The organism is Streptomyces apocyni (assembly GCF_009739465.1).
GTDB lineage: Bacteria > Actinomycetota > Actinomycetes > Streptomycetales > Streptomycetaceae > Streptomyces > Streptomyces apocyni.
This window is the reverse complement of the sequence record NZ_WHOM01000068.1, coordinates 212357-233304: the sequence shown is the minus strand read 5'-3', so window position 1 is coordinate 233304 and position 20948 is coordinate 212357. Positions and strand designations below refer to the sequence as shown.

17 protein-coding genes are annotated in these 20948 nt (G+C 71.1%); 14 read left to right on the top strand and 3 right to left on the bottom strand.

Going from position 1 to position 20948, the window contains the following annotated elements:
* The first annotated feature begins 216 nt into the window (after positions 1–216).
* Positions 217–1650 carry an NAD-dependent malic enzyme gene (locus GCN81_RS24920; RefSeq protein ID WP_156726701.1) on the top strand — a complete coding sequence of 478 codons (1434 nt, stop codon included), beginning with the start codon at positions 217–219 and terminating at the stop codon, positions 1648–1650.
* A 340-nt stretch (positions 1651–1990) separates the two neighbouring features.
* A complete protein-coding gene (locus GCN81_RS24915; protein ID WP_156726700.1) occupies positions 1991–2272 on the top strand; it encodes an HU family DNA-binding protein in 282 nt (93 codons plus the stop codon).
* Between the two features lie 87 nt (positions 2273–2359).
* Here the strand turns inward: GCN81_RS24915 and GCN81_RS24910 are convergent, their stop codons facing one another.
* Together GCN81_RS24910 and GCN81_RS24905 are read right to left on the bottom strand one after the other, a co-directional pair.
* Entirely contained in the window at positions 2360–3007 is a 648-nt protein-coding gene (locus GCN81_RS24910; RefSeq protein WP_156726699.1) for an HAD family hydrolase, read from the bottom strand.
* A 39-nt stretch (positions 3008–3046) separates the two neighbouring features.
* Complete coding sequence (locus tag GCN81_RS24905; RefSeq protein WP_156726698.1) at positions 3047–3790, bottom strand: GntR family transcriptional regulator; 744 nt, start codon at positions 3788–3790, stop codon at positions 3047–3049.
* Between the two features lie 333 nt (positions 3791–4123).
* Here GCN81_RS24905 and GCN81_RS24900 point away from each other — a divergent pair, with 333 nt between their 5' ends.
* Genes GCN81_RS24900 through GCN81_RS24885 form a run of 4 tightly spaced genes read left to right on the top strand, consistent with a single transcriptional unit; the run spans position 4124 to position 8149 of the window.
* Positions 4124–5269 (top strand): ABC transporter substrate-binding protein, encoded by a 1146-nt coding sequence (locus GCN81_RS24900; protein WP_156726697.1) that lies wholly within the window; start codon positions 4124–4126, stop codon positions 5267–5269.
* A gap of 2 nt (positions 5270–5271) precedes the next feature.
* Positions 5272–6264 (top strand): ABC transporter permease, encoded by a 993-nt coding sequence (locus GCN81_RS24895; RefSeq protein WP_156726696.1) that lies wholly within the window; start codon positions 5272–5274, stop codon positions 6262–6264.
* Positions 6265–6272: 8 nt separating this feature from the next.
* Positions 6273–7100 carry an ABC transporter permease gene (locus GCN81_RS24890; RefSeq protein ID WP_156726695.1) on the top strand — a complete coding sequence of 276 codons (828 nt, stop codon included), beginning with the start codon at positions 6273–6275 and terminating at the stop codon, positions 7098–7100.
* Positions 7097–8149 carry an ABC transporter ATP-binding protein gene (locus GCN81_RS24885; protein WP_156726694.1) on the top strand — a complete coding sequence of 351 codons (1053 nt, stop codon included), beginning with the start codon at positions 7097–7099 and terminating at the stop codon, positions 8147–8149. Before GCN81_RS24890 ends, GCN81_RS24885 begins: the two co-directional genes overlap by 4 nt.
* A gap of 98 nt (positions 8150–8247) precedes the next feature.
* Here the strand turns inward: GCN81_RS24885 and murA are convergent, their stop codons facing one another.
* Positions 8248–9594 (bottom strand): UDP-N-acetylglucosamine 1-carboxyvinyltransferase, encoded by a 1347-nt coding sequence (gene murA / locus GCN81_RS24880; RefSeq protein ID WP_156726693.1) that lies wholly within the window; start codon positions 9592–9594, stop codon positions 8248–8250.
* 274 nt (positions 9595–9868) lie between these two features.
* Between murA and GCN81_RS24875 the strand changes: the two genes are divergently transcribed.
* From GCN81_RS24875 to GCN81_RS24840, 8 genes are all read left to right on the top strand, one after another.
* The gene (locus GCN81_RS24875) at positions 9869–10429 is read left to right on the top strand and encodes a YqgE/AlgH family protein (protein WP_197287761.1); all 561 of its coding nucleotides are present in this window, start codon (positions 9869–9871) and stop codon (positions 10427–10429) included.
* A gap of 90 nt (positions 10430–10519) precedes the next feature.
* Positions 10520–10825 carry a DUF3039 domain-containing protein gene (locus GCN81_RS24870; RefSeq protein ID WP_156726691.1) on the top strand — a complete coding sequence of 102 codons (306 nt, stop codon included), beginning with the start codon at positions 10520–10522 and terminating at the stop codon, positions 10823–10825.
* Between the two features lie 119 nt (positions 10826–10944).
* Positions 10945–12585: a beta-N-acetylhexosaminidase gene (locus GCN81_RS24865; RefSeq protein WP_156726690.1), complete on the top strand. Its 1641-nt coding sequence runs from the start codon at positions 10945–10947 to the stop codon at positions 12583–12585.
* 278 nt (positions 12586–12863) lie between these two features.
* Positions 12864–13760 carry an FAD binding domain-containing protein gene (locus tag GCN81_RS24860; RefSeq protein ID WP_156726689.1) on the top strand — a complete coding sequence of 299 codons (897 nt, stop codon included), beginning with the start codon at positions 12864–12866 and terminating at the stop codon, positions 13758–13760.
* Entirely contained in the window at positions 13757–15505 is a 1749-nt protein-coding gene (locus GCN81_RS24855) for a 2Fe-2S iron-sulfur cluster-binding protein (protein WP_231626944.1), read from the top strand. The genes GCN81_RS24860 and GCN81_RS24855 overlap by 4 nt, the downstream gene beginning before the upstream one ends.
* On the top strand, positions 15502–17832 hold the full coding sequence (locus tag GCN81_RS24850; protein WP_156726688.1) for a xanthine dehydrogenase family protein molybdopterin-binding subunit: 2331 nt from the start codon (positions 15502–15504) through the stop codon (positions 17830–17832). The genes GCN81_RS24855 and GCN81_RS24850 overlap by 4 nt, the downstream gene beginning before the upstream one ends.
* Before the next feature lie 60 nt (positions 17833–17892).
* Positions 17893–18720 (top strand): hypothetical protein, encoded by an 828-nt coding sequence (locus tag GCN81_RS24845; protein WP_156726687.1) that lies wholly within the window; start codon positions 17893–17895, stop codon positions 18718–18720.
* 315 nt (positions 18721–19035) lie between these two features.
* Positions 19036–20832 (top strand): DEAD/DEAH box helicase, encoded by a 1797-nt coding sequence (locus GCN81_RS24840; RefSeq protein ID WP_156726686.1) that lies wholly within the window; start codon positions 19036–19038, stop codon positions 20830–20832.
* The last annotated feature ends 116 nt before the right edge of the window (positions 20833–20948 follow it).

The window sequence follows — 20948 nt, the reverse complement described above, 5'->3', positions numbered from 1 at the left end:
GACGCGGACCTCTCCGTTGTGCCGGGGCCCCTTTCGTTGCGCGTACAACTTCTCGTATAGTGGAAAAAGTTTTCCAAAAGAAGCGACAAATCGCCGATCGACCCGCGACTCAAGCCGGGAACAAAACGTTCTCAACCCGGGGCGGCTACCACGTACCAGGCGGTAGGTGCGACGATCGGACGACGTACGTGACACAAGGTGAAAGAGGAAGTCGGCATGGCAACGGCGCCCAGCGTCTCCTATTCGATGACGGTCCGGCTCGAGGTGCCCGCGAGCGGAACCGCGGTTTCGCAGCTCACCACGGCCGTCGAATCCTCCGGCGGCTCGGTCACCGGCCTTGATGTCACCGCATCGGGCCATGAGCGGCTCCGTATCGACGTCACCATCGCCGCGACCTCCACCGCGCACGCGGAGGAGATCGTCGAGAAGCTGCACACGGTCGAGGGCGTCATCCTCGGCAAGGTCTCGGACCGTACGTTCCTGATGCACCTCGGCGGCAAGATCGAGATGGCGTCCAAGCACCCCATCCGAAACCGTGACGACCTCTCCATGATCTACACCCCGGGCGTGGCCCGCGTGTGCATGGCGATCGCCGAGAACCCCGAGGACGCCCGACGCCTCACCATCAAGCGCAACTCCGTTGCGGTCGTGACGGACGGCTCCGCCGTGCTGGGCCTCGGCAACATCGGCCCGAAGGCCGCGCTGCCCGTGATGGAGGGCAAGGCCGCCCTCTTCAAGCGCTTCGCCGGGATCGACGCCTGGCCGATCTGCCTGGACACCCAGGACACCGACGCGATCGTCGAGATCGTCAAGGCGATCGCCCCCGGCTTCGCCGGGATCAACCTGGAGGACATCTCCGCGCCGCGCTGCTTCGAGATCGAGGCACGGCTGCGTGAGGCGCTGGACATCCCGGTCTTCCACGACGACCAGCACGGCACCGCGATTGTCGTACTCGCCGCGCTGACCAACGCACTTCGCGTGGTCGGCAAGGCGATCGGGGACGTACGCGTCGTCATGTCCGGTGCGGGCGCCGCCGGTACGGCCATCCTCAAGCTGCTGATCGCGGCCGGCGTCGAGCACGCCGTGGTCGCCGACATCCACGGCGTGGTGCACTCCGCCCGCGCGGACCTGGTGGACGCGGCCGAGGGCTCGCCGCTGCGCTGGATCGCGGACAACACCAACCCCGAAGGCGTCACCGGCACTCTGAAAGAGGCGGTCGTCGGCGCCGACGTCTTCATCGGCGTATCCGCCCCGAACGTCCTCGGCGGCGACGACGTCGCGGCCATGGCGGACGACGCCATCGTGTTCGCGCTCGCGAACCCGGACCCCGAGATCGAGCCGGGTGTCGCGCGCCAGACGGCGGCCGTCGTGGCCACCGGGCGCTCGGACTTCCCGAACCAGATCAACAACGTCCTGGTGTTCCCCGGCGTCTTCCGCGGTCTGCTCGACGCCCAGTCGCGTACGGTCAACACCGACATGATGCTGGCCGCGGCGAGCGCCCTCGCGGACGTCGTCAGCGAGGACGAGCTGAACGCCAACTACGTGATCCCCAGCGTGTTCAACGACACGGTCGCGGGCGCGGTCGCCGGAGCGGTCCGTACCGCCGCCAAGGCCGCGGCGGCCGAGGGTGTGACCACCGACACGGTCTGAATCGCGGCGCGTCGCGAACCTCAGCCGCACGGCGGCACTCTAGGGTTGCGGGGACCACGCCCATGACAGTCCTGCGGTCCGCTGCCGGGAGCCGATGGAGCGTCACCATTTCGAGGCATCCCGCCTGGCAGATGGGCGCTTTCCGGGTGACTCTCCAGGGTGCCGGATTGGCTTTCCCGCCGCAGGTGGGGGCAGGATGCGTCTCTGGGCGCGAGGGTCTGACGACGGACCCGGGTTCGGGGACCGCTGAGGACCCTGACAGCATCGGCTTCGCTGTGCCCGATATGCGGCTCCGCCGCGTGGCACGCCTCAACAGCAAGAAGAACACGGGAGTACAAACATGAACCGCAGTGAGCTGGTGGCCGCCCTGGCCGACCGCGCCGAGGTGACCCGTAAGGACGCCGACGCCGTGCTGGCCGCGTTCGCCGAGACCGTCGGCGAGATCGTCGCCAAGGGCGACGAGAAGGTCACCATCCCCGGCTTCCTCACCTTCGAGCGCACCCACCGTGCCGCTCGTACGGCGCGCAACCCGCAGACCGGTGAGCCGATCGACATCCCGGCTGGCTTCAGCGTGAAGGTTTCCGCGGGCTCGAAGCTCAAGGAAGCGGCCAAGGGCAAGTAAGCCTGGCAGTCATACGTGTGAGGGCGGCTCCGGTGACCCGGGGTCGCCCTCACACGCGTCTGAGGACGTTTTCTGAGGCGTGGTGCGTTACGCGGCTTCCGCCAGGTCCGCCTCCGTCAGGGACGTCACGAAGACCGTACGGGGGCCCGGCTCGATGCCGGGGACCGAGGGCACGGCCAGCAGACGGCAGCCCGCGGCGAGCGCGGCCGCCGCGCCCGTGGGGGTGTCCTCGACCGCGAGGCAGTCGCCCGGCGCCACGCCCAGCGCGGCCGCGGCGGTCAGATACGGGTCCGGGTGCGGCTTGCCGCGCGGGGCCTCGCCCGAGGCCACCGAGGTGTCGAAGCGGTGCCGCCCGAGCGTGTCGAGTATCAGATCGGCCACATGCCGCTCGGACGCGGTCACCAGCGCCGTCGGCACCCCCAGGGCGCGGGCCCGGTCCAGGAGGCGCAGGGCGCCCGGCTGGACGGTCACCCCGGCCGCCACCCGGGCGGTGAACTCCCGGTCAAGCCGGGTGGCCGCCTCGGCCGTCGTCAGGGCGGTGAGGCCGCCGCGTACGAGCTGCCCGGCCGCGTCGTCCAGCGTGACGCCCGCGAACGGCGCGAGGGTGGCCGCGTCCGTCGGCGAGCCCTGCGTGCGCAGGAACCCGGCGACGGTGTCCAGCCAGGCGTGTTCGGTGTCGACGAGGGTGCCGTCCATGTCGCACAGCAGGGCGGCGGGGCGGGGGAGGGGGTTCATACGGCTCGCTGTTCCTAGAGGTCAGTCACCAGAGGTCAGTCAGGCGGTGGGCGAGGTGCGGACCAGCGGGTTGGCCTGCACCGAGTTGCGGACGGTGAAGACGACCGAGCCCGGCTTGTAGCGGTCGTCCGAGGTCTCGACCGGACGGCCGTCGGCGGTGGTCGTGGTACGGCGCACCCGCAGCAGCGGCGAACCGCGCCGTACGCCCAGCTCCCGGGCGTCGGTGGTGCCCGCGGCGACCGCGTCCAGATGGTGCTCGCCGTGGCACATCACCAGGCCAGCGGCCTCGTACAGGCTCTGGGTGACCGATTCGCAGTCGTCCGGCAGCCGCTCGACGGCATCGGCCGCCCACCCGGCGTACACCGTGCGCTCCAGGAGCACCGGCTCGCCGTCCAGGGTGCGTACCCGCAGGACGTGCAACACCTCGTCGTCGGGTGCCAGTTGCAGTTGCGCGGCCTGGGCCTCGGTGGCCTTCCCGCGCGCCGAGCTCAGCACCAGGCCGCCGGGGGCGCGCCCGCCCGCCCTGGCCCACTGGGCGAAGCTGCGCAGTTCGGTGAAGCTCTGGCTGGGGGTGGTGGCCAGGACGACGCGGCGCGCGCCCTGCCGGGACCCGATCAGGCCCTCGGACTGCAACGTGCCGAAGGCCTGCCGGAGCGTGCCACGGGACACGCCGTGCGTCAGCGCCAGTTCGGACTCCGACGGCAGCGCGGAGCCCACCGGGTAGGTACCTTCGGCGATCGCCTGGCGCAGCTCCTCGGCAATCTGCTGGTGCCGTCGGGTCACGTTCCTCCTTGGGGACTCCGTGGTGCGCGGTGCGCTCGTACGCGATGCTCTCGTACGCGCTGCGCGCAGCGGGCGCGGCCTTGATCATGCCATCCTTACGCGGCGGTCCGCATCCCTCACTCTGTGCGCAGTAAAAATCCTATCCGGAAGTGCGAACCCTGCGCCTAACCGCTTTTGACCGAAGCTAAACCTACGGCTTGATAACGCTTCTGACCTGCACTTTTCATCTCGTCGGGGCTTTACCGGCCGGTCACTTGGCTGTTAACTTCGGCTGGCTAACTGACGATGGCTTGTCCAGACAGGTGGCTCGCCGAAGACCCAGGAGTTTGCATCGTGAAGGCACACCATCCCCGCCGCGTCCTGACCGCCGCGGCCATCGCAGGCCTCACCGCCGTGGTGGCCACCGGCTGTGGCTCCGCACCCGAGAACGACGCGAAGGACAGCAAGGCCGCGACGGCCGAGTCGGCCGCGGACTTCGGCGGTATGGAGAAGCTCGTCGAGGCGGCGGAGAAGGAGGGCAAGCTCAACGTCTACGCCCTCGCGCCGGACTGGGCGAACTACGGCGAGATGATCGCGGCCTTCGAGAAGAAGTACGACATCGACGTCAACAACGAGGACCCGGGCGGCTCCAGCCAGGGCGCGCTCAACGCGGCCGCCAAGCGCAAGGGCCAGAGCCGCGCCGTCGACGCCCTCGACATCGGCACCTCGTACATGCAGGAGGCCAAGAAGCAGGACCTGCTGGCCCCCTACAAGGTCGAGGGCTGGGACGACATCCCGGACGCGCAGAAGCAGTCCGACGCCTCGTTCATGAACAACTACGGCGGCTTCATGTCCATCGGCTGTGACGCCAAGGCCGTGAAGAACTGCCCCGAGACGTTCAAGGACCTGCTCAAGCCCGAGTACAAGAACAAGGTCGCGCTCAACGGCGACCCGACGGAGTCCGGCTCCGCGCTGGCCGCGGTCATCGCCGCCGCGCTCGCCAACGGCGGGTCCCTGGACGACGTGCAGCCCGGTCTCGACTTCTTCCAGGAGCTGAAGAAGAAGGGCAACTTCGTCCCCGCGAAGTCCACGCTGGCCACCATCCAGCAGGGCGAGACGCCGATCTCGATCGACTGGGACTACCTCAACCTCGGCTACGGCGAGAAGCTCAAGCCCAAGGGCGTCGACTGGCAGGTCGCGGTGCCCTCCGACGGCCTGTACTCGCGCTACTACAACCAGGCCGTCAACAAGCACGCCCCGCACCCGGCCGCCGCCCGCCTGTGGGTGGAGTTCCTCTACAGCCCCGAGGGGCAGAACATCTGGCTCAAGGGCTTCTCGCGCCCCGCGCTCCTGGACGCCATGAAGAAGGACGGCACCGCCGACAAGGCCGCCGCCGCCAAGATCCCCGAGGTCGACGGCACCCCGCAGGAGCCCACCGAGGCCCAGGAAGCCAAGGCCAAGGAGAAGGTCGTCCAGGGCTGGGGCAAGGCGGTCAGCTAAGCATGCCCGACAAGACCGCACCCTCCCCCGCGGGCAGCGGAGCCGCCACCCTGGCGGACTCCGCGCCCGCGGCGGGCGCACCCGCCTCCGCGCCCGACCCCGACCCCGCGCCCGCCTCCGCTCCGGTACGGGGCCCCGGCGCTCGGCGGCGCGGAGCGCGACGGCATCGGTGGCCCGCCGTCGTACCGTTCTTCGTGTTTCTCGCGGTCTGCTTCGGGCTGCCCGCCGGGACCATGGTGTACGGGGCGTTCACCGTCGTCGACACAGCGACCGGCACCAGCGAGTTCTCGATGGAGAACGTCAACGGCTCGCTGTCCGGGGCGTACGCGACCGGGCTGACCGGAAGCGTCGAACTCTCCGTCGTCACCGCCCTGCTGGCGACCGTACTGGGCACCCTGATCGCCCAGGCCGTGGTCAGCTCCCAGCGAGCGTCACTGCGCGGCATCGTCGTCTCGGCGAGCGGGGTGCTCGCCAACTTCTCCGGCGCACCCCTCGCCTTCGCCTTCATCGCGACCCTCGGCACGACCGGCACCGTCACCCAGCTGTTCCACCTGCACGAGACCGGGTTCAGCCTCTACAGCTTCACCGGCCTGGTGCTGGCCTACCTCTACTTCATGATCCCGCTGATGGTGGTGACCGTACTGCCCGCCCTGGACGGCCTGCGCGTCCAGTGGCAGGAGGCCGCCGCGTCCTGCGGCGCCACCCGGGCCCAGTACTGGCGGCACGTCGGCATCCCGGTGCTGATCCCCTCGCTGCTCGGCGGCGCGGTGCTGATGTTCGGCACCGCCTTCGCCTCGCACGCCACCGCCGCCGTCATGGTCGGCTCGTCCCAGCCGCTCATCACCATCCAGATCGCCAACGCCCTCAACGGCAACGTCCTGGTGGGCCAGGAGAACCTCGCGCTCGCCATGAGCCTCAACATGGTCGTGATCGCGCTCCTGGTGATGGCCGTACAGATACCGCTGCAGCGCAGGAGTGCCCGATGGCTCGGATGAAGTCGAGCATGAAGTTGACCTCGCGGGGCATCGTCCTGCCGCTCGCCGCGCTGTACTTCCTGGTCCCCATCGGCGCCTCGATCTGGTTCAGCATCAACGAGGTGGACGGCGTCAGTTTCGACGCGTACACCGACGGACTGGGCACCGAAGGGCTCACCACGAGCCTGATGCTGTCCGTGCGGCTCGGTCTGGCCACCATCATCTGCGGGCTGCTGCTGATGGTGCCGACGCTCGTCGCCGTCGCGCTCTATCTGCCCAAGCTGCGCCGGGTCGTCGAGATCCTCTGCATGATGCCGCTGGTCGTCCCGCCCATCGCGCTCGTCGCGGGCGTCACCACCGTGCTGTCCTGGGAGCAGGACCTCGCCGACACGCCCCTCTACATGACCTTCCAGGCCCTGCGGGACGAGAACTTCCCGCTGGTCCTTGTGCTGGTCTACACGGTCATGTCGCTGCCGTTCCTGTACCGCTCCCTGGACGCCGGGCTGCGCGCCGTCGACCTGCGCACCCTCGTCGAGGCCGCGCGCAGCCTCGGCGCGTCCCGGCTGCAGACCCTGTGGCAGGTCGTCGTACCGAACCTGCGGGCGGCCGTGATGGGCGGCGCCGTACTCAGCCTGGCCATGGTGCTCGGCGAGTACACCGTCGCCTCCGTGCTCTCCTACCGTCCGTTCTCCGTCTGGATGGTGGAGATCAAGGACTCCGAGGCCCAGCTCTCGGTCGCCGCCGCGATGCTCAGCCTGCTCATCACCTGGGGGCTGCTGCTCCTGCTCACCACCCTGGCGGGCGGCCGCAGCCGTAAGAGCTCCCGCCGCGAGAACGGAAAGAAGACCGTGTCATGACCGTCCCCGTGCAACTCAAGCAACTGCGCCGGGAGTTCGGCTCCACGGTCGCCCTCGACGGACTCGACCTGGATATCGCCCCCGGCGAGATGGTCGCCCTGCTCGGCCCGTCCGGCTGCGGCAAGACCACCGCGCTGCGCATCATCGCGGGCTTCGAGACCGCCGACGGCGGCGAGCTGCTGATGGACGGCCAGGACGTCACCTCGGTCCCGGCCAACCGCCGCGACATCGGCATGGTCTTCCAGTCGTACAGCCTCTTCCCCAACATGACGGCCGCCGAGAACGTCGCCTACGGGCTGCGGGTACGCGGCAAGGCATCCGCCGAACGCAAGGAGCGGGCCCAGGAACTCCTGGACCTGGTCGGCCTGCCGGGGCGCGAGGGCCACTACCCGCACCAGCTCTCCGGCGGCCAGCAGCAGCGCGTCGCGCTCGCCCGCGCGCTCGCCATCCGCCCCAAGGTGCTGCTCCTCGACGAGCCGCTGTCGGCGCTCGACGCCAAGGTGCGGCTCACCCTGCGCGAGGAGATCCGGCGCATCCAGCTGGAGCTGGGCATCACCACCGTGTTCGTCACCCACGACCAGGAGGAGGCGCTGTCCATGGCGGACCGCGTCGCCGTGATGAAGGACGGACGGCTCGAACAGTGCGCCGCGCCGAGCGAGTTGTACGACCGCCCGGCCACCCCGTTCGTCGCCGAGTTCGTCGGCACCATGAACCGGCTGCCGGGCACCGTACGGGACGGCGGCGTCGTCGAGCTCTTCGGACGGCGGCTGCCCATCCACGGCGAGACGCCCGCGACCGGCAGCGAGGTCGACGTCCTGCTGCGCCCCGAGGGCCTGGCGGTCGGCGCGGCCGACGACAAGAGCGGCACGGCCGCGACCGTACGGGTGGCGACCTTCCTCGGCGCCACCACGCGGCTGCACCTCAGCACGGAGTCCGGGGCCGTCTTCAAGGCCGACCTGCCGAGCTGGGAGGCGACCGGGCTGGCGCCGGGGGCGCGCTGCACGGTCACCCCGCACGACAATCCCGTACTGGTCGCCGAGCGGTCGTAGGACCACAGCACCTGTCCCGTACGTGACTGGGGCGGCCACCCGTTGTGGGTGGCCGCCCCAGCGGCGTACCGGCATCCGGAAAGGGGACTGAAAGGGGGCTAGACCAGCGCCCCGCCCGGCAGCTCGACCTTCGCGCCGAGCTCCACCAGCTTCTCCATGAAGTTCTCGTAGCCCCGGTTGATCAGGTCGATGCCGTGCACCCGGGACGTCCCCTGCGCGGCCAGCGCCGCGATCAGATACGAGAAGCCGCCGCGCAGGTCAGGAATGACCAGATCCGCGCCCTGGAGCTTCGTCGGTCCGGAAACCACCGCCGAGTGCAGGAAGTTGCGCTGCCCGAAGCGGCAGTCCGAACCGCCCAGGCACTCGCGGTAGAGCTGGATGTGCGCGCCCATCTGGTTCAGCGCCTCGGTGAAGCCGAGCCGCGACTCGTACACCGTCTCGTGCACGATCGACAGACCGGCGGCCTGGGTGAGTGCCACCACCAGCGGCTGCTGCCAGTCGGTCTGGAAACCGGGGTGCACGTCGGTCTCCAGGGCTATCGCGTTCAGCGAGCCGCCCGGGTGCCAGAAGCGGATGCCCTCGTCGTCGATCTCGAAGGCGCCACCGACCTTGCGGTAGGTGTTCAGGAACGTCATCATCGAGCGCTGCTGGGCGCCGCGCACATAGACGTTGCCTTCGGTCGCCAGCGCGGCGGACGCCCAGGAGGCGGCCTCCAGGCGGTCCGAGAGCGCCGCGTGGTTGTAGCCGCCGAGGCTGTCCACACCGGTGACCCGGATGGTCCGGTCGGTGTCCATCGCGATGATCGCGCCCATCTTCTGCAGTACGCAGATGAGGTCCTCGATCTCCGGCTCCACCGCCGCGTTCGACAGCTCCGTGACACCCTCTGCGAGCACGGCCGTGAGCAGCACCTGCTCGGTCGCGCCGACGGACGGGTAGGGCAGCCGGATCTTGCAGCCGCGCAGCCGCTGCGGGGCCTCCAGGTACTGGCCGCCCTCGCGCTTCTCGATTGTCGCGCCGAACTTGCGCAGCACCTCGAAGTGGAAGTCGATCGGCCGTCCGCCGATGTCACAGCCACCCAGGCCCGGGATGAAGGCATGGCCCAGGCGGTGCAGCAGTGGGCCGCAGAACAGGATCGGGATGCGCGAGGAGCCCGCGTGCGCGTCGATGTCCGCGACGTTCGCGCTCTCCACGTGCGACGGGTCCATCACCAGCTCACCTGGCTGCTCGCCGGGGCGGACGGTCACCCCGTGCAGTTGCAGGAGTCCGCGTACGACGCGTACGTCGCGGATGTCGGGGACGTTGCGCAGGCGACTCGGGCCACTGCCGAGCAGGGCGGCGACCATGGCCTTGGGGACCAGGTTCTTCGCGCCACGGACCCGGATCTCGCCCTCCAGCGGGGTTCCGCCGTGGACAAGCAGGACGTCGTCAGTGCCGTTGACGGTCATGTATCTCGCGTTCCGATGAGGTGGGCGGGGGCAGAAAAGCAAGAGTAATGGCCTTCTACCCCCACTAAGTAAGGCCAAGGGCGACCTTCGGCCGTACTGGTCGCGACTTAATACGAACCGTGCCTTTACCAGCGCGGACGGTTACTGGAATCGGTCGTTCAGGGGGCGCGCGCGGGCGCGTCAATCCAGCCGTCTGAGCTGCGATTGAGCTGCGATCACTCACGTATCGGCATTGCCTCCCCACAGAAGGCGAAGATGCGGGATCATGTCTGGCATGACCGAGGTGTCCTCGCTCACAGGGCGGTTGCTGGTCGCGACCCCGGCCCTGGCCGACCCCAACTTCGACCGCGCCGTGGTACTGCTCCTCGACCATGACGAGGAGGGTTCGCTCGGCGTGGTGCTGAACCGGCCCACCCCCGTCGGGGTGAGCGACATCCTAGAGGGCTGGGCCGCGCTCACGGGCGAGCCGGACGTGGTCTTCCAGGGCGGCCCGGTCTCGCTGGACTCGGCCCTGGGCGTCGGGATCATCCCCGGAGACAGCGGCCCGGTCGGCTGGCGGCGGGTGCACGGCGCGATCGGCCTGGTCGACCTGGAAACGCCGCCCGAGCTGCTGGCCGCGGCGCTCGGCTCGCTGCGGATCTTCGCTGGGTACGCGGGATGGGGGCCTGGCCAGCTGGAGGACGAGCTGGCTGACGGGGCCTGGTACGTGGTCGAGTCGGAGCCCGGCGACGTGTCGTCGCCGGAGCCGGAGCGGCTGTGGCGTGGGGTGCTGCGGCGCCAGCGCGGTGACCTGGCGATGGTGGCGACGTACCCGGACGACCCCTCGCTCAACTGACCGGTCGGCTGACCGTACGACCGACCGCACACCCGACCGCTCGGTGACACGGGGCGACTGTTGTCGGTGGGCTTAAGTACCCTGGAAGCCATGAGCACTCTTGAGCCTGAGCGCGGGGCAGGTACGGGGACCCTCGTAGAGCCGACACCGGAGCTGTCGCACGGCGACGGCGACCACGAGCGCTACGCCCACTATGTCCAGAAGGAAAAGATCATGGCGAGCGCGCTCGACGGCACCCCCGTCGTCGCGCTCTGCGGCAAGGTGTGGGTACCGGGCCGCGACCCGAAGAAGTATCCGGTGTGCCCCATGTGCAAGGAGATCTACGAGTCCATGGGCGCCGGAGGCGACAAGGACAAGGACAAGAGCGGTAAGGGTGGCAAGGGCGGCCAGAAGTAGCGCGCCCGCGCCTTCTGCTTCTGCCAGACGCACTGAGCTTGGCGTTCTGAGCTTGGCGTTCTGAGCTTGGCCTTCGCCAGGGCCTGTCCGCCGGACAGGCCCGTGGCAGGCTCGGGCCTATGACTCCTGCGGATCTGATCCCGGCGGCGCGCGTGCAGCGCGGCTCCCCCGGGCACTTCGTACTCGACGAGGCGACCGTCCTGGACGCCGGTCCCGGCACCGCGGCGACCGCCCGCTGGCTGCGCGGCGCGCTCGGCGCGGCCACCGGACTGCCGCTCGACCCCGGCACGGGGGACGGCGCCCGGGGCCGGGCCGTACGGCTGCGTATCGATACCGGTGTCACGGATGAGCTGGGCCCCGAGGGCTACCGGCTACGGGTGGACACCGAAGCCGTGACCCTGCGCGGCGGGGGACCGGCCGGGGTCTTCTGGGGCGCTCAGACGCTCCGTCAACTCCTCGGCCCCGAGGCCTTCCGGCGTGCACCGGTCACCGCGGACCGGCGGTGGGCCCTGCCCGGCACCCTCATCGAGGACAGCCCCCGCTTCGGCTGGCGCGGTCTCATGCTGGACGTGGCACGGCACTTCCTGCCCAAGGACGACGTCCTGCGCTACCTCGATCTGCTGGCCGCCCACAAACTGAACGTCCTGCACCTCCATCTCACCGACGACCAGGGCTGGCGCATCGAGATCAAGCGCTACCCGGGACTCACCGAGACCGGCGCCTGGCGCCCGCGCACCAAGTACGGCCACCGGGCGTCGCCGTTGTGGGAGGAGAAGCCGCACGGCGGCTACTACACCCAGGACGACATCCGCGAAATCGTCGCCTACGCCGCGCGGTTGCACATCACGGTCGTCCCGGAGATCGATATCCCCGGCCACTCGCAGGCCGCGATCGCCGCGTACCCCGAACTCGGCAACACCGACGTCATCGACACCTCCGCACTCTCCGTCTGGGACAACTGGGGCATCACCGAGAACGTACTCGCCCCCACTGACAACGTCCTGCGCTTCTACGAGGCCGTGTTCGACGAGGTCCTGGACCTGTTCCCCAGTACGTACGTCCACGTCGGCGGCGACGAGTGCCTCAAGGACCAGTGGCGGCGGTCGCCGACCGCCCAGACCCGTATCAAGGAGCTGGGCCTTGCTGACGAGGACGCGCTACAGAGCTGGTTCATCCGGCACTTCGACAGCTGGCTCACCGAGCGCGGACGCCGCCTCATCGGCTGGGACGAGATCCTTCAGGGCGGACTGGCGCCCGGTGCGGCCGTCTCCTCCTGGCGCGGCTACGCGGGCGGCATCACCGCGGCGCAGGCGGGCCACGACGTCGTCATGTGCCCCGAGCAGCAGGTGTACTTGGACCACCGTCAGCACGGCGGCGCGGACGAACCGGTGCCCATCGGTTTCGTACGCACCCTGGAGGACGTCTACCGCTTCGAGCCGGTCCCGCCGCGGTTGACGGACGATCAGGCACGCCACGTACTGGGCACCCAGGCCAACGTGTGGACCGAGGTCATGGAGAACCGGGCCCGCGTCGACTACCAGGCCTTCCCCCGGCTGGTGGCCCTCGCCGAGGTCGCCTGGAGCAGCCTGCCCGACTCGGCGGAACGGGACTTCGCGGACTTCGAGCGCCGAATGTCAGTGCATTACGGGACACTTGACGCACTGGGGGTCGACTACCGGCCATCCGGGGGCCCGTTGCCCTGGCAGCGGCGCCCCGGGGTGCTCGGACGCCCGATCGAGGGGACGCCCCCGAACGTGTGAGGTGTCAGGAAAGCCACGGAGCCCGGGGGTGCGGCCCTGGGACCGTGGTGCGGGAAGGGAGAACCAGGACAAGCGTCGCCTAAGGGGGCCAATGTGTACTGACCGGTAAGTGCCTGCGGAAACGGGCGATTTTCCTGGTCAGGGAGAAATAGCCGCCTAGTGGACCCCTGCGTCGGCGACCCGGGAAGATGTGCCAGAGTTGCCACGTCCGGCGCTTGAGCACGTACCGTACGGCGGAACAGTCCAGGCGGGCCGGTCATCGGGAAGGGGCAGCCGCATTGACCACGCACGCACCGCAGTCAGCCCAGACGGCGCAGTCCGTGACGCTGCCGGCCTCGCTTGACGAGGCCGTGGCGGCACTCGCCGCCATGCCCGCCGCGGTGCCCGTCGCGGGCGGTACGGACCTGATGGCCGCGGTCAACTCCGGACAGCTGCGCCCCGCCGCGCTGGTCGGCCTCGGCCGGATCAGCGAGATCCGCGGCTGGCAGTACCAGGACGGGCACGCCCTGCTCGGCAGCACACTGACCCACGCGCGGATGGGGCGCCCGGACTTCGCGGCGCTGATCCCCGCGCTGGCCGCGGCGGCGCGGGCCGCGGGCCCGCCCACCATCCGTAACGCCGGGACGCTGGGCGGCAACATCGCCACGGCCGACCCGGCCGGGGACGCGCTGCCGGTACTCGCCGCGCTGGAGGCCACGCTGATCATCGCGGGCACGGGCGGGGTGCGGCGTGAGGTGCCGGTGTCCCATCTGCTGGCCGGTATGGAGATGTTGCGCGCGGGCGAGCTCATCGGGTACGTGCGGGTGCCGCTGCTGCACGCTCCGCAGGTGTTCCTCAAGGCGACCGGCAGGACGGGGCCTGGCCGGTCGACCGCTTCGGTGTGCGTCGTGCTCGACCCGGCGCGGCGTGGGGTGCGGTGCGCGGTGGGCGCGGTCGCGCCGATGCCGCTGCGGCCGCTCGACGCCGAGGCCTGGGTCGCCTCGCTGATCGACTGGGACGCGGAGCGGGCGCTGGCTCCCGAGGCGCTGACCGCCTTCGGTGAGTACGTGGCGGCCGCCTGCATTCCCGACCAGGCCGCGGACGGGACACGGCATGAGCTGCCGCCCGCCGTACTGCATCTGCGGCGCACCGTCGCCGTGCTGGCCCGACGAGCCTTGGGGAGGGCGCTGTCGTGAGTGACACCAACGGAATCGGCGCCGACGGGACGACGGGCGAGGGCTCCCCGGGCGGCGGCTGGCAGCCCACTCCGCCCAGCGACTACGACGCCGACGCGACGGCCTTCGTCGCACTCCCGGAGGGGCTCGCGGACACGCCGCTGGCCGCGCCGGGGAGCGGCGGTTTTGTGCCGCCGCAGATCTCTGTCGCGGGGGGCGCGGGTACGGACCCGGCGGCGACGGGGACGTTCGTGATCCCGGGACTCAGCGCGGCGCCTGCGTCTGCCGCTGCCCCTGCCGCTGCCGCTGCCGCTGCCCCGGACCCGGCTGCTGGCTTCGGGGAGCCCGTCATCGGCGAGGCGGCGGTGCGCTGGCCGGAGCCGAACGCTCCGCAGCCGCCCGCGCCTGAGACACCGGGTGCCACGGGGCAGTGGACGTTCACGGATGCGGCGGGGCCCGCCGCTCCGGCGAACGTGACCGGTCAGTGGTCGATTCCGCTCGCCCAGGGCAACCTTCCGGACGAATCAGGCGAGTTCACCAAGTCCTCCCTCATGGACCAGTGGAGCACCCACGCCCCACCCACCCTCCCGGGCGGCGCCCCCGCCCCCTGGGCCCAGCCCCACGACGCGGCGCCCGGAGCCCCGCACCCGGGAGCCGTACCGGGCCAGCGAGGGGCCCTCGGCATCGACGCGCCCCCAGGCACGGACCGGGCTGTCCCACACGGCCAGACCGTGGGCCAGGCCTCGGCCACCGCGCGGGACCAAGGCGCAGACCACGGACCGAACACGCACCACGCGCCCGGCGCGGAGCGCGGCCTCGCCACGGGGCACAGCCCTGGCGCGGAGCCCGGGACCGGCGCAGAGCACGGCCTTGGCATGGAGCCCGAGACCGGCTCAGAGCACGGGCCTCGCCCGGAGCGCATTCCCGACGCCGGGCACCCCCCTGGCACAGACCATGGGCCCGGCTCAGACCACGGACCTGGCACAGAGCATGGCCCCGGCCTAGAGCAGGCCCTAGGTACGCGGCGAAGCCCTGGCGCGGACGATGGGCCCGGCACGGAGCGAGGCCCCGGCGCGGAGCGCGGGTCCGGTGCCGAGCACGGGACCAGCGTGGAGGGCGGGACTGGTGGGCCCGGGTTTGCTGATGAGCGGCCACTCGCGTCCTATGTGTTGCGGGTCAACGGCGCGGATCGGCCCGTCACCGACGCGTGGATCGGCGAGTCTCTGCTGTACGTGCTGCGCGAGCGCCTCGGGCTCGCCGGGGCCAAGGACGGCTGCTCACAGGGTGAGTGCGGCGCCTGCGCCGTACAGGTCGACGGGCGGCTGGTGGCCTCCTGCCTGGTGCCTGGCGCGACGAGCGCGGGCAGCGAGGTGCGTACGGTCGAAGGGCTGGCCGCCGACGGGCAGCCGTCCGACGTGCAGTGCGCCCTGGCCGCCAGCGGCGCCGTGCAGTGCGGCTTCTGCGCACCCGGCATGGCCATGACCGTGCACGACCTCCTGGAGGGCAACCCCGCCCCGGGCGAGCGCGAGACCCGCCAGGCCCTGTGCGGCAACCTCTGCCGCTGCACCGGCTACCGCGGCGTACTCGACGCCGTCAACGACGTCGTGGCGAAACGCGGCACCGCGGCAGCCGCAGCCACAGCCACAGCCGCAGCGGCCGCCGCGGCACCCGACGACCCCGCCGACCAGGCCCGCGTCCCGCACCAGGCACCCCCCGGCGCCGGGGGAGTGGCCCACCGCCACCCCCACGACGGAGGCCAGGCATGAGCAGCGAAGCCACCACGGCCGCCACCACGGCCACCGCCGCCCCCACGACCTCGCCCGCCGCCGCCCCCGAGCCGCCCCCGCACGGCCTGGGCGTCTCGCTCAAGGCCACCGACATCGCCGCGAAGACCGAGGGCACCTTCCCGTACGCGGCGGACCTGTGGGCCGAGGGCCTCCTCTGGGCGGCGATCCTGCGCTCCCCGCACCCGCACGCGCGCATCACCTCCATCGACACCTCGGAAGCCCTCAAGATGCCCGGCGTGCACGCCGTGGTCACCCACGAGGACGTCCCGGGCGACGCCGCGCACGGCCGCCGGGTCGCCGACCGCCCCGTCTTCGCCTCCGACGTCGTACGCCACCACGGCGAGCCGATCGCCGCCGTAGCCGCCGACCACCCCGACACCGCGCGCATGGCCGCCGCCGCCGTCATCGTCGAGTACGAGGTCCTGGACCCGGTCACCGACCCGGAGCAGGCCTTCGCCGCCGAGCCCCTGCACCCCGACGGCAACCTCATCCGCCACATCCCGCTGCGCTACGGCGACCCCGACGCCGTCGGCGAGATCCTCGTCGAGGGCCTGTACCGCATCGGCCGCCAGGACCCCGCCCCGATCGGCGCCGAGGCGGGCCTCGCCGTACCGCGCCCGGACGGCGGCGTCGAGCTGTACGTGGCCTCCACCGACCCGCACACCGACCGCGACCTGGCCGCCGCCTGCTACGGCCTCACCCCGGACCAGGTGAAGGTCGTCGTCACCGGCGTCCCCGGCGCCACCGCCGACCGCGAGGACCCCGGCTTCCAGCTCCCGCTCGGCCTGCTCGCGCTGAAGACCGGCTGCCCGGTGAAGCTCACCGCCACCCGCGAGGAGTCCTTCCTCGGCCACGCCCACCGCCACCCCACCCTGCTGCGCTACCGCCACCACGCGGACGCCGACGGACGCCTGGTCAAGGTCGAGGCGCAGATCCTGCTCGACGGCGGCGCGTACGCGGACGCCTCGTCGGAGTCCCTGGCGGCCGCGGTCGCCTTCGCCTGCGGCCCGTACGTCGTCCCGCACGCCTTCATCGAGGGCTGGGCGGTCCGCACCAACAACCCGCCATCAGGCCACGTCCGTGGCGAGGGCGCGATGCAGGTCTGCGCCGCCTACGAGGCCCAGATGGACAAGCTGGCCGCCAAACTGGACCTGGACCCCGCGGAGCTACGGCTGCGCAACGTGATGGCGACCGGCGACATCCTGCCCACCGGACAGACCGTCACCTGCCCCGCCCCGGTCGCCGAACTGCTGCGCTCCGTGCGCGACTACCCGCTGCCGCCACTCCCCAAGGACACCCCCGAGGAGGAGTGGCTGCTGCCCGGCGGCCTGGAAGGCGCGGGCGAGCCCGGCGCGATCCGCCGCGGCGTCGGCTACGCGCTCGGCATGGTGCACATGCTGGGCGCCGAGGGCACCGACGAGGTCTCCACGGCCACCGTCAAGGTCGAGGGCGGTGTGGCCACGGTCATCTGCGCCGCGGTGGACACCGGCCAGGGCTTCCCGACGCTGGCCCGCCAGATCGTCCAGGAAACCCTGGGCGTGGACGAGGTGCACGTCGCCTCCGTCGACACCGACCAGCCGCCGTCGGGCCCCGCCTGCCACAGCCGCCACACCTGGGTGTCGGGTGGCGCGGTGGAGCGCGCGGCCAAGATGGTCCGCACCCAGCTACTCCAGCCCCTGGCGGCCAAGTTCGGCATGTCCGCCGAGCTCCTCCAGGTCGCCGACGGCAAGATCACCTCGTACGACGGCGTGCTCTCCACGACCGTCATGGAGGCGATGGACGGCAAGGAGCTGTGGGCCACCGCCCAGTGCCGCCCGCACCCCACCGAGCCGCTGGACGAGACGGGCCAGGGCGACGCGTTCGTGGGCCTGGCCTTCGCCGCGATCCGCGCGGTCGTCGACGTGGACGTGGAGCTCGGTGCCGTACGGGTGGTGGAGCTGGCGGTCGCCCAGGACGTCGGCCGCGTACTCAACCCCGCGCAGCTCGCGGCCCGTATCGAGGCGGGCGTCACCCAGGGCGTCGGCACGGCCCTCACCGAGAACCTCCGCACCCCGCGCGGCCTGGTCCGGCACCCCGACCTGACCGGGTACGCCCTGCCCACGTCCCTCGACACCCCGGACATCCGCATCGTGAAGCTGGTCGAGGAGCGCGACGTGGTCGCCCCCTTCGGCGCGAAGGCCGCGTCCGCGGTCCCGGTGGTCACCTCGCCCGCGGCGGTGGCCGCCGCGGTGCGCGCGGCCACCGGCCGTCCGGTCAACCGCCTCCCGATCAGGCCTCAGGCCGCGGTGGCGTCCCCGAACTCTTAGAGTAGGAAGGGAATTCGGGTTGGCGCAGCGCCGTCCCGAAAGCAATGGGGAGGGACCGCCATGACCCAGCCGCCCGAGCAACCGTCGTCGGGCGGCGGTGGGTTCGGCCCGCCGCCGGGACCGTACGGCACGCCCGGCCAGGGCTACGGCCAGCAACAGCCGTACGGCCAACAGCCCTACGGCCCACAACAGCCACCCCCCTACGGCACCTACCCACCCACCCCTCCGCCCCCGTACGGCTCGTCCGGCTCGCCCGGTAACGGACGCAAAACCGGCCTGGTGATCGGTGTCGCCGCGCTGGCACTGCTGGCGGTGCTGGTGATCGGCGGCGGGGTCTGGTTCGCGGTGGGCCCTGGCGACGACGGGAGCGGCAAGTCGGTCGCCGAGAGCAGCGAGAGCCCGACCCCCCGTACGACCCCCAGCCCCAGCCTGAGCGTCCCTGAGCCCGACCCGGAGGACGACGACCCGTACGGCGACGAGCCCGACGACGGCGCGACCCAGGACGACAAGCCCCGCCCCGGCATCACCGGCACCACCCTCGTCGGATTCTGGCGGTCGGACACCGGCAGCGGCATCCTCGGGCTGCGCGCGAGCCCGGACTCCGAGAAGCCGACGCAGCCCTCGGTGTCCCTGCTCGCGGGCGGACGCTGCACCGGACTGCGCAAGGTCATCGAGCCGGGCCGCAGCTACCGCATCGGGCTGATCTGCGAGAAGGACAAGAAGGAGATGTACGGCAACCTCGTCTTCACCGGCGGCGACACGCTCACCGTCACCTGGGAGAAGGGCAAGACCGGCACCGAGACCTTCAGCCGCTTCCTGGACTACCCCGAGCCGAGCAACAGCCCCGGAAACGGTGGCACCGGCGGCAGCGCTGGCAGCGACGTGTAGCTGCCGCACCGCGCTCGCGGATGCACAAGGCCGTCCGGTCGCCGCAGTGGCGCACGAGGCGGTGCGGCGCCCTCTACACGCCAAGGGTGACCTGGTGCGGAAGACGGCCGCTTGGTACGCCGAGGAAAACGCTGAGCTCCTGCGGCGGCTCGGCGAGTGAACAGACCCCGTCGCACGCGTGAAGGCGCCGAACCGCGCGATGTGAGCTGCGCCGCACCCCGGCGGTTCTCGCCGGGGCCGCCGGGGACGGCGTGAGCTCACCGGTAAGGTGGCCCGGTTGTCATACGTAGCCGAGCCAGACCCGAACCGGAGACCGTGACTACTACCGCCACCGCCGCGTCCCACCACCTCTCTCCCGCCTTCCCCGGTCGTGCCCCCTGGGGTACGGCCGGAAAGCTGCGTGCCTGGCAGCAGGGCGCCATGGACAGGTATATCCAGGAGCAGCCACGGGACTTCCTCGCCGTCGCGACGCCCGGCGCCGGGAAGACGACGTTCGCGCTCACCCTCGCCTCCTGGCTGCTGCACCACCACGTCGTGCAGCAGGTCACGGTGGTCGCGCCGACCGAGCACCTGAAGAAGCAGTGGGCGGAGGCGGCCGCCCGGATAGGTATCAAGCTGGACCCGGAGTACAGCGCGGGCCCGCTCAGCAAGGAGTACCACGGCGTCGCCGTCACCTACGCGGGCGTGGGCGTACGGCCGATGCTGCACCGCAACCGCGTCGAGCAGCGCAAGACTCTCGTCATCCTGGACGAGATCCACCACGCCGGTGACTCCAAGTCGTGGGGCGAGGCCTGTCTGGAGGCCTTCGAGCCCGCCACCCGGCGACTCGCGCTGACCGGTACGCCGTTCCGCTCGGACACCAACCCCATCCCCTTCGTCGCGTACGAGGAGGGCAACGACGGCATCCGCCGCTCATCGGCCGACTACACCTACGGCTACGGGAACGCGCTCGGCGACGGCGTCGTGCGACCCGTCATCTTCCTGTCCTACAGCGGGCAGATGCGGTGGCGTACGAAGGCCGGTGACGAGATCGCCGCCCGGCTCGGCGAGCCGATGACCAAGGACGCCGTGTCGCAGGCCTGGCGTACCGCCCTGGACCCGCGCGGCGACTGGATGCCGAACGTGCTGCGCGCCGCCGACCAGCGGCTCACCGAGGTACGGAAGGGCATCCCGGACGCGGGCGGCCTGGTCATCGCCTCCGACCAGGACTCGGCGCGCGCGTACGCCAAGCTGATCCGCGAGATCACCGGCACCAAGGCCACCCTGGTGCTGTCCGACGACAACGGCGCGTCCGACCGGATCGACGAGTTCAGTCACAGCCATGACCGGTGGATGGTCGCGGTCCGGATGGTGTCCGAGGGCGTGGACGTGCCGCGTCTCGCGGTCGGTGTGTACGCCACGACCATCTCGACCCCGTTGTTCTTCGCCCAGGCCGTCGGGCGTTTCGTACGGTCCCGGCGGCGCGGCGAGACCGCGTCCGTGTTCCTGCCGACCATCCCCGACCTGCTCGGCTTCGCCAACGAGATGGAGGTCGAGCGCGACCACGTACTCGACAAGCCGAAGAAGGGCGGGGAGGACGAAGACCCGTACGCCGAGTCCGAGAAGGAGATGGACGAGGCGAACAAGGAGCAGGACGAGGACACCGGCGAGCAGGACACGCTGCCCTTCGAGGCGCTGGAGTCGGACGCCGTCTTCGACCGGGTGCTGTACGACGGCGCGGAGTTCGGGATGCAGGCGCACCCCGGCAGCGAGGAGGAGCAGGACTACCTCGGCATTCCGGGACTGCTCGAACCCGACCAGGTGCAGATGCTGCTCCAGAAGCGGCAGGCGCGGCAGATCGCCCACAGCCGTAAGAAGCCGGATGACGAGGCGGATCTGCTCGAACTGCCCGCCGACCGGCGCCCGGTGGTCAGCCACAAGGAGCTGCTCGAACTGAGGAAGCAGCTCAACACCATGGTCAGCGCGTACACCCACCAGTCCGGCAAACCGCACGGTGTGATCCACACCGAGCTGCGCCGGGTGTGCGGCGGCCCGCCCAGCGCGGAGGCGACGGCCGGGCAGATCCGGCAGCGGATCGCGAAGGTCCAGGAGTGGGCGACGCGGATGCGGTGACGGTGACGGTGACGGTCACTGTGTCCGGATGCCGTGCGGGTTGCGGTGTGGGTGCCGTGTGGGTGCTGCGCGGGTGCGGTGTGAGTGCCGCGTGGGTGCGCTGACAGGTCGCTGTC